Raw genomic sequence first — 9,590 nt, forward strand, 5'->3', positions numbered from 1 at the left:
AGATTTGTGAGGTTCCTTTGCTGACATGAAAATCCTGATTGTAGAAGATGAGCAAGATTTGCGGGAAACCATTCGCGCTTCGCTCCTGAAAGAGAAGTTTGTCGTAGAAACGGCTGCCGATTATTTTTCGGCATTGGATAAGATAAACGACTATGATTACGACTGCATCCTGCTGGACATTATGCTGCCGGGCGGAAGCGGTCTGGATTTGTTGCGTGAGTTAAAGCGCTTACGCCGTACGGACAGTGTGCTTATCATCTCCGCCAAAGATTCGCTGGATGATAAGGTGGACGGTCTGGAACTCGGAGCCGATGATTATCTGACGAAACCTTTCCACTTGGCAGAACTGAATGCCCGCATAAAGTCTTTGATCCGCCGCCGTCAGACGCAGGGTGATGTGACGGTCACCGTAGGTAATTTGCTGCTCTATCCTGACAAGCGGCAGGCGGAAGTGGACGGTGCGCCTTTGCAACTGAACCGTAAGGAGTTCGATTTACTGTATTACTTTGTGGTGAATCCCAATCGGGTTATTAATAAAATGAGTCTTGCAGAGTCGGTATGGGGTGATAATATAGACCAGGTCGATTCTTTGGATTTCATTTACTCGCAAGTAAAGAATCTGCGCAAGAAATTGAAGCAGGCCGGCGCTTCCGTGGAACTGAGGGCTGTCTATGGCTTTGGTTATAAACTGTCCGAGTTATGAAACTGGTATATTACACATATCGCAAAATCTCCTTATTGCTATTCGTCCTGATGACTGTATGGGGTGTATTGTTTTATTATGCCATTATCGATGAGGTTGTTGACGAAACGGATGATACGCTGGAAAATTATGCCGGGATATTAATGGAACATGCGCTTCACGACCCCTCTGTTCTTGAAACGGAAGGCTCTCTGATGTCTTTCTATAAATTCCTTCCTATCTCCGAAGAAGAGGGACGCCATTATCGGGAAGTCTTCTATGATTCTACCGTCTATATCGAACTTGAGGATGAGGACGAGCCGGTACGTGTGATGCGCACGGCTTTTCGTATGCCCGACGGACAGTTTTATGAGCTTACCCTGATGATTTCCATCTTGGAACGCGACGATATGGTAGAGGCGATGCTCTGGTATCTGGGAGCATTGTTCCTGCTTTTCCTGATTTGTACCTCTGTCGGTATTCAGCTGGTGCTGAAAGGAGTGTTCCGCCCGTTGCATAAACTACTGGACTGGTTGCATGGCATCCAGCCCGGAAAGGAAGTTCCGGTGTTGGAGAATCCTACGAAAATACGTGAGTTCCGCCAACTGAGTGAGGCGGCGGTAGATATGGGAAACCGTAGTTATAAAGCCTATGAGGAGCAGAAGCAATTTATAGAAAACGCTTCGCATGAGTTGCAGACACCGCTTGCCATTGTACGTGGCAAAGTGGAATTACTGGCGGAAAGCGATAGTCTGACAGAACAACAGATGAAGGAACTGGATGAAATTTACGCCACTTTGGGGCGTGCGGTGAAACTGAATAAGTCTTTGTTGCTGCTTTCCCGCATAGAGAACGGACAGTACACGGAGTCGGAAGATGTATCGGTAGACGAGATACTGGATAATCTTCTGCCTGATTTGATGGATATATACGAGCACAAGCAGGTACGCTTGTTGCGTAAGCAGGGAGAACATCCTTTTATTATCCGCTGTAATCATTCGTTGGCGCAGATTTTGGTTTCCAATCTGGTGAAGAACGCGTTACTTCATAATGAAGAAGAGGGAGAGTTGCAGATACTTACCACTCCGGTTTCATTGACAATAAAGAATACGGGCGATACTCCTTTGGATGGTGAAAAGCTGTTCCGCCGTTTCTATCACAGCGTTGACGGAAAGAAAGAATCCACCGGATTAGGGCTTGCCATAGCCCGTTCTATCGCTCGGATTTCCGCTTTGAAGCTCACGTACGAATGGCAGGACGGGATGCATTGCTTCCTGCTTGTTAAAGAAAATAAAAATAACCGTTAACGCCTGTTATTCCCAAATCTTTCCTATTTCTCTGTCGTTATTTGCAGTGTGAATGATACGAAACGAATTAGTAACATTAAAAAATAACGATTATGAAGAAAGTATTGTCTATTCTTGTATTGGCTCTTATAGCCGTTCAGTTTGCGTTTGCCGGCGATGTCATTACACGCGATGCCAAGCAGCTGCCTTTGACCGCCCGTAACTTTATCAACCAGTATTTCACCAAGCCGCAAATCTCACATATTAAGATTGAGACCGGTATGCTGGGTTCTAAAAAGTATGAGGTACTGTTGACCGACCGTACCGAGATTGATTTTGACAGTAATGGTAACTGGACCGAAGTCGACTGTAAGAAAGCTGCCGTACCCGAAGCATTGATTCCGGTATCTGTGCGAGAATACGTAAAAACAAACTTTCCGCAGGAGATGATCACCAAGATTGAACGCGGACGGAGCGGGGTGGAAGTTGAACTCGCCAATGATTACTCCTTGAAATTCAATAATAAAGGTAAGTTTGTCAGCATGGACGATTGATTGTAACATGAAATGTATCACTTTAATTTTGATGGCATAATATGAAAATGAAGTTTCAACTATTGGCGATGATGTTCATTGCTGCATCGGCTTTCAGCGCGTGCGGCGATGATGACAAGAACGATGGCATAACCGTTCCGGATGCGGTTTCTAAAGCTTTAAAGAATAAATATCCCGCTGCTACCGATATTGAGTGGGAGCGGAAAGGCGATTATTTCGTGGCCGACTGCTGGATGGACGGTAAAGAAATGGATGTGTGGTATGATACTCAGGCCGTTTGGCGATTGACCGAGGTTGATATCCTTTGGGGGAGTTTGCCCCCTACGGTACAGACTGCTTTTGAGGGTGGGGAATATGCTAACTGGAAGCGGGAAGACATCGATATGCTCGAATACCCCGTACAGCCCGTTCAATACGTTATCGAGGTAGAAAAAGGTAATCTGGAATATCAGTTATTCTATGCTGAGGACGGCGCTTTATTGCAACAGCGTGATGTCAGTGGTGATAAAGACGATACGCACTGGCCGATGTAAAAAAAGTGGCGGAGTGAGCCACTTTTTTTTTACATCGGTTTATAATCTTTAGCCAGACCGCCCTCGCTTGTTTCCTTGTAAAGTGACGGCAAGTCATTTCCGGTTTCTTTCATAACCTCTACTACCTTGTCGAAAGATACGCGGTGCATACCGTCGGTGAAAGAGGAGTAGAGATTGGCATCCAAAGCGCGTGCGGCGGCATAGGCATTGCGCTCTATACACGGAATTTGCACCAATCCGCATACGGGGTCGCAGGTCATTCCCAGGTGATGCTCCAAGCCCATTTCTGCGGCATATTCTATTTGTGCGGGGCTACCGCCAAACAACTGATTGGCTGCTGCCGAGGCCATTGCGCAGGCTACGCCGACTTCTCCCTGACATCCTACTTCCGCACCCGAAATGGAAGCGTTGGTCTTTACTATATTTCCTACCAATCCGGCTGTGGCAAGGGCGCGTAGGATACGTGTGTCGCTAAACTCACGGCTCTTGGCCAGATGATAGAGCACGGCAGGCATCACGCCGCACGAACCGCATGTGGGAGCAGTAACAATCACACCGCCCGAAGCGTTTTCCTCACTCACTGCCAATGCGTAGGCGAATACCAGTCCGCGTGATTGCAGAGACTGTTTATATCCGCTGGCACGTATGTAATAGGTTGAGGCTTTGCGTCGTAAGTTCAGCGGGCCGGGGAGTACTCCTTCCTGTTCCAAACCCCGTTTTACGGCATTCTGCATGGTTTTCCACACTTCTTGCAGATAGTCCCATATATCGCTGTCTTCACATTCCTTGACATATTCCCAATAACTTTTCCCTGTGCGTTCGCACCATTGCAGAATTTCCGTCATGCTGTTCATGGAGTACACATCGGGGGTGTTAACCGAGGACGCACCGTCGCTCTCTTCCGCCAAAGCGCCGCCGCCGATGCTGAACACTACCCATTGGTCGGTTTCTTTTCCCTCTTTGTCTACCGAAACGAACTTCATTCCGTTCGGGTGAAAAGGAAGGAAAATCTTAGGTTCCCAAATAATCTCTACCGGCGCTACCGGTTGCAGCACTTCGGTAATGGCGATATTAGTCATGTGGCCTTTGCCTGTTGCCGCCAGACTGCCGTATAGCGTTACTTTGAATGCCGTTGCTTCCGGATGTCTTTCCAGAAATATTTCGGCGGCTTTGCGGGGTCCCATTGTATGGCTGCTTGAAGGACCTGTACCGATGCGATAGAGTTCTTTGATTGATTTCATGTTGGCAATTAGTTATCGGGTAATTAGTATTTATTTGATTTCTATTTCTCAATTTTTATTTCACAATTCTCAATTAACTCAAGTCTACCACCGTAATTCCCGCCCCGCCGAACTGGATGTGTTCGTCGGCGAAATGGCTTACGCCGGGTACGGTTTGCAGATACTGACGGATAAGAGTACGCAGAATGCCCGTACCTGTTCCATGAAGAATCCGTACGCGGGACATTCCTACCAATATGGCATCGTCTATAAAATAGGTCACTGCCTGCAAGGCCTCATCTCCACGCATGCCGCGTACATCTATGTCTTGTTTGAAGTTCAACTTCTTTTCGTACATGCTGTCTTGGGTTTGCGAACTGATGTAAGTACTTTTGGTAGAAACATCCGCTTGCTTGGGCTGCGCGTTTGTTCGTTCCAGTCTGTCCAGCTTGACGGTGGTTTTGATGCTGCCGAATGCAACGACGGCGTTCTTGCCGTTTATCTCCAGCACTTCGCCTACCGAAGTTTGCCCTTTTATCTTGACATTGCTTCCGGGTACGATTGCTGCGAGGCGTTCGGCCTCTTTCCGCGCCTGTTGTTCTGCCAATGCTTGTGCGGACAGTGCGTTTTCCTGACCTCTATTGGCTTTCTTCTCTTTCTTCCGGTTCTGTTTTTCTTTCAGTTTTTCTATTTTACGGGCAATCTTTTCTTCCTGTTCTTTGGCGACAAGAGCTTCCATCGATTCGCGGAAGTCACTTAATTCCTGACGTACCTGACGTGTCTTTTCCTTTTCGGCTTGCACCTCTTTAATGGTACGGATGGTATTTTCAATGCGGGCGTTGGCTTCCTGCATCAGTTGTTCCGCTTCTTCTTTGGCTTTCCGTAGAATCTCCTTGCGTGATTTCTGCAATTCCTCTATCTCCGCCTGATAGCGGGCGATGGTTTCTTCCATATGCTTTTCGCGTTGCCGGATGGTCTGGCGCTTGCCTTCCCAGTATCGTTTGTCACGTACGATATCTTGCAGATACTTGTCGGCATTGATGTACTCGCTGCCTACAATCTCCGAGGCATCGGCAATTACATCTTCCGGCAATCCGATTTTACGGGCTATCTCTACGGCGAACGAACTGCCCGGATTGCCTATCTGGAGTTGGAATAAAGCCTGCATCAAATGGCGGTCGTATAGCATGGCGCCATTCACCACCCCTTCGTGGTCTTCGGCAAAATGCTTCAGATTCTGGTAGTGCGTGGTGATAACGCCGAATGTCTGCTTTTGGTTGAAACGTTTCAGAACGGCCTCGGCTATCGCTCCGCCAATCTGGGGTTCCGTACCGCCGCCAAACTCATCGATAAGGATAAGGCTGCGTTCGTTACAGCTCTTCATCATTATCTTCATGTTCGTAAGATGCGAAGAGTAGGTGCTCAGGTCGTCTTCGATAGACTGCTCGTCACCGATGTCAATGAATATATTGCTGAATATACCGGCGTGACTGCGTTCATGCATCGGGATGAGCAGGCCGCATTGCAACATGTATTGAAGCAGTCCTACGGTTTTCAGGCAGACTGACTTTCCACCGGCATTCGGGCCGGAGATGATGAGGATACGTTGTTTTTCGTTCAACTCTATATCCAGCGGTACTACTTTCTTTCCATGTTTGGCAAGGGAGAGTTGCAACAGCGGGTGTACTGCCATTGTCCAGTCTAACACTTGCTTATTCTCGAAAGCCGGTTTCAACCCGGTGATTTGTTCGGAGAATAATGCTTTGGCACGGATAAAGTCGATTTCGGCGAGAAATTCGTACGATAGCAACACATCGGGGATGGACGGACGCAACAGGTTGGAAAACTCCATAAGGATGCGGATAATCTCCCGTCGTTCGTCACCCTCGAGTTCGCGGATGCGGTTGTTGGCTTCCACTACTTCGGCGGGTTCGATGAACACGGTTTTACCACTGGCGGATTCATCGTGTACGATACCTTTTATTTTTCGCTTCAAGGCGGGTACTACTGGAATCACCAGTCGTCCGTCGCGCATTGTGGGGGCTACGTCTTTATCTACGACACCTTCCGACTGGGCATTGCGTAAGATGCTGTTAAGTGAACGTGAGATGCTTCCCATCGTACTTGCCAGTTCGCGGCGGATGCGTGCCAGTTCTGCCGATGCGTTATCTTTTATTTTTCCGTAAGGTGAAAGAATACCGTTTATTTTTCCGATAAGTTGGGGAAAGACCGTTATATCTCCCGCCAGTCGTTTCAGACAAGGGTAGGGGGATGTGTTTTCCTCTTCGTCCTCGCTTTTTTGCAGGAAACGTACAATATCGCGTATCGTTTCCAGGGAACGGCGCAGGTCGAAAAGTTCCTGTTCATCCAAGTACATACCTTCCACCCGTATTCGTTTCAGGGACGGACGTACATCAAAAAAATATTGTGCCGGGAAATTATCTTCTTCTTGGAGTATACGTACAAATTCTGTAACCTGATCCAGACGCTCTTCCACTTCACTAAAGCGGTCGGAGAATGCCATGTCTGTCACTCGTTCTTCGCCAAGCGTACTGAGACATTTTTCTTTCAGCAGTTGGCGTATCTGGTCGAAGCCTATCTTCTGTTCAAAGTTCTGTGGGTATATCATGGATGCAAAAGTACAATTATTTCGTGAAAAAATAAGAAGTATGTTTGCAGAATTAAAAATGATTTGTACCTTTGCACCGCTTTAAGAGAGAAGCATTTCTGAAAAGGAAGTTTGGGAGAGGTGGCAGAGTGGTCGATTGCGGCGGTCTTGAAAACCGTTGTGCTGCGAGGCACCCGGGGTTCGAATCCCTGTCTCTCCGCTGAACTAACCGGACAAAACCGGACAGTAAGCAGACAAGTCCCACAAATTCAATGATTTGTGGGACTTTTTTATCCCCTTGTGTCTGCCTTGAAGTACACCTTTTCGCCCCTAAAAGACAAAGTTCGTAACCTAACTCGTACCCCCGACAAACAAAATCGGTAAGGGGGGTACAGATTGTCCGAAATTGGCGAAGTCCTGTCGCTATTTGGCTTGCCTGCATAAAGCTCATTTTTAGAGATTTACAATAGTTTTGCAACTTAAAAAAGTGAGTTATGAAATCGACATTCAACATTTGCTTTTACGCAAAGAAAGACAAGCAGAAAGCCAACGGTGCGTACCCCATTTTCGCCCGTATCACAGTGGACGGCGTGGCAAGCCGTTTTAACACCAAGCTGGACGTGCCACACTCTATTTGGGACGGTAAAATGGGCAAGGCTACCGGACGTACTTCGGAAGCCAGCCGCATAAACCGTATGCTGGATGATATAAACGCATCTTTGAACACCATTTACCACGAAATGCAGCGGCGTGACAACTACGTGACCGCCGAGAAAGTGAAGAACGAGTTCTTGGGACACAGCGAGAGCCACGAAACAATCCTTTCATTGTTCCAAAAGCACAATGACGATGTGAAGCAGCTTGTGGGCATATCCAAGACGATAGCGACCTACCGCAAGTATGAAGTGACCCGCCGCCACCTTGCCGAGTTCATCCGCAGCAAGTACAACGTATCGGACATATCCATTAAGGAAATTACTCCAATGTTCATTACCGATTTTGAGTTGTATTTGCGTACCGCCTGCAAGTGCGGTTACAACACCACCGCCAAGTTCATGCAGTTCTTCAAGCGCATCATCATCATTGCCCGCAACAACGGCATACTGGTGGGCGACCCGTTCGCCAGCTACAAAATTCGGCTGGAAAAAGTGGATAGGGGCTACTTGACGGAGGACGAGATAAAAATCATCCTTAAAAAGAAAATGGTTTCCGAACGGCTGGAATACGTCAGGGACTTGTTCATCTTTGCCTGTTTCACCGGACTTGCCTATATAGATGTAGCCGGGCTTACGCAAGACAATATCCGCAAATCCTTTGACGGCAACCTTTGGATAATGACAAAGCGGCAAAAGACCAATACGGACGTGAATGTTCCCTTGCTGGATATTCCCAAGATGATTTTGAAGAAGTACAAGGGCAAATTACCGAACGGCAAGATACTTCCCATTATCAGCAATCAGAAGCTAAATGCGTATTTGAAAGAGATAGCCGATGTATGCGGGATTAAAAAGAACCTGACATTTCACCTCGCTCGCCATACTTTCGCCACGACCACCACACTTTCAAAAGGCGTACCCATTGAAACGGTCAGCAAGATGCTGGGACACACGAACATTGAAACGACACAAATCTACGCCCGCATAACTAACAGTAAGATAGGCAGCGATATGCAGGGACTTGACAAGAAGTTTGTCGGTATCGAAAAGATTTACAAGGAAGTAGCCATGTAATCTTGATTATTGGGAACTGGTCACAAATTGTGACCAGTCCTTACTATTGTTCCAACATTACTTAATCCCCTAAAATATACAATTATGGATTTACAGATTATCCAAAACAAGATTTTTGAAGTCAGAGGTTGCCGGGTGATGCTTGACTTGCATTTGGCAGAACTCTATCAAGTGGAAACACGAGCCTTGAAGCAGGCGGTCAAACGCAATATAGAGCGTTTCCCCGGTGATTTTATGTTTGTCCTCACCAAAGAGGAAGCTAACTTACTGTTATCCATAGGGGTGTCACAAAATGTGATACCCCCTGATTACAACTTCGGCGTTGCTATGCCAATGGCTTTCACCGAACAGGGCGTAGCCATGCTTTCCTCTGTTCTCCGTTCCAAAGTAGCCATAGAGGTAAACATTTCAATCATGCGGGCTTTCGTACTCATGCGCCAAATGGTAATCGGTTACGAGGAACTGTTAAAGCGCATTGAGGAACTGGAGGTAAGCACCGATGCGCAGTTCAATGAACTGTACCAAGCCCTTACTCAGCTTCTAAGCCAGTCGCAGCAGCAAAAAGAACGCCGTCCGATAGGTTTCGTTACCTATGACCGTTCAGGTAACAAATAGGTAACGATTTCGGTAACGAAATTCCACCTAACAAACCATATTCCAATAAAGTATATTCTTTCACCTTGCGGGCAGTCCGGCGACTACCCGCATTTTTTATGTCCTTTTCCAACTGGCACATTCCCCGGAACGCCAGCCGTGCGTGGCATGGCTGACTGTATTCCGTGAAAAGAGCCGTTGGAAACCCGCACAAGCGTACCGCAAGGTAAACTTGCCATACCCTTGCCTTTCCCGCCCGCATGGAGTGTTCCCTAAAAGATGAAAGAGAACAGGCACTTTTCCCCAGTTTCCCTATCTGTAAATCTTCCTCTTACGCAGTCCCCCAGCCGGGACAGTCGTTTTAATCATTTCAATAGGCAAAG

The 9,590-nt window shown here is 47.3% G+C and carries 8 protein-coding genes and 1 tRNA gene; 7 read left to right on the forward strand and 2 right to left on the reverse strand.

Annotated elements, in window-relative coordinates; translation table 11 throughout:
• The first annotated feature begins 25 nt into the window (after positions 1-25).
• From I2F54_RS09070 to I2F54_RS09085, 4 genes are all read left to right on the forward strand, one after another.
• The gene (locus I2F54_RS09070) at positions 26-703 is read left to right on the forward strand and encodes a response regulator transcription factor (RefSeq protein ID WP_195501021.1); all 678 of its coding nucleotides are present in this window, start codon (positions 26-28) and stop codon (positions 701-703) included.
• Positions 700-1,989 (forward strand): sensor histidine kinase, encoded by a 1,290-nt coding sequence (locus tag I2F54_RS09075; RefSeq protein WP_195501022.1) that lies wholly within the window; start codon positions 700-702, stop codon positions 1,987-1,989. Before I2F54_RS09070 ends, I2F54_RS09075 begins: the two co-directional genes overlap by 4 nt.
• A 92-nt stretch (positions 1,990-2,081) precedes the next feature.
• On the forward strand, positions 2,082-2,522 hold the full coding sequence (locus I2F54_RS09080; protein WP_087412521.1) for a PepSY-like domain-containing protein: 441 nt from the start codon (positions 2,082-2,084) through the stop codon (positions 2,520-2,522).
• A gap of 41 nt (positions 2,523-2,563) precedes the next feature.
• A complete protein-coding gene (locus tag I2F54_RS09085) occupies positions 2,564-3,055 on the forward strand; it encodes a PepSY-like domain-containing protein (RefSeq protein ID WP_195501023.1) in 492 nt (163 codons plus the stop codon).
• A 29-nt stretch (positions 3,056-3,084) separates the two neighbouring features.
• On the opposite strand, the gene I2F54_RS09090 is transcribed toward I2F54_RS09085, so the two are convergent.
• Both I2F54_RS09090 and I2F54_RS09095 read right to left on the reverse strand, forming a co-directional pair.
• Entirely contained in the window at positions 3,085-4,296 is a 1,212-nt protein-coding gene (locus I2F54_RS09090) for an L-serine ammonia-lyase (RefSeq protein ID WP_022217940.1), read from the reverse strand.
• Positions 4,297-4,369: 73 nt separating this feature from the next.
• Complete coding sequence (locus tag I2F54_RS09095) at positions 4,370-6,904, reverse strand: endonuclease MutS2 (protein ID WP_195501024.1); 2,535 nt, start codon at positions 6,902-6,904, stop codon at positions 4,370-4,372.
• 114 nt (positions 6,905-7,018) lie between these two features.
• Between I2F54_RS09095 and I2F54_RS09100 the strand changes: the two genes are divergently transcribed.
• The 3 genes from I2F54_RS09100 (at position 7,019) to I2F54_RS09110 (ending at position 9,228) form a co-directional block, all read left to right on the forward strand.
• Positions 7,019-7,103, forward strand: a tRNA-Ser gene (locus I2F54_RS09100).
• Positions 7,104-7,377: 274 nt separating this feature from the next.
• Positions 7,378-8,613, forward strand: coding sequence for a site-specific integrase (locus I2F54_RS09105; protein ID WP_195501025.1), 1,236 nt, complete (start codon positions 7,378-7,380; stop codon positions 8,611-8,613).
• A gap of 84 nt (positions 8,614-8,697) precedes the next feature.
• Positions 8,698-9,228 carry an ORF6N domain-containing protein gene (locus I2F54_RS09110; protein ID WP_195501026.1) on the forward strand — a complete coding sequence of 177 codons (531 nt, stop codon included), beginning with the start codon at positions 8,698-8,700 and terminating at the stop codon, positions 9,226-9,228.
• Positions 9,229-9,590: the final 362 nt, after the last annotated feature.

Origin of the sequence: Bacteroides clarus (assembly GCF_015555825.1) — a bacterium.
GTDB lineage: Bacteria > Bacteroidota > Bacteroidia > Bacteroidales > Bacteroidaceae > Bacteroides > Bacteroides clarus.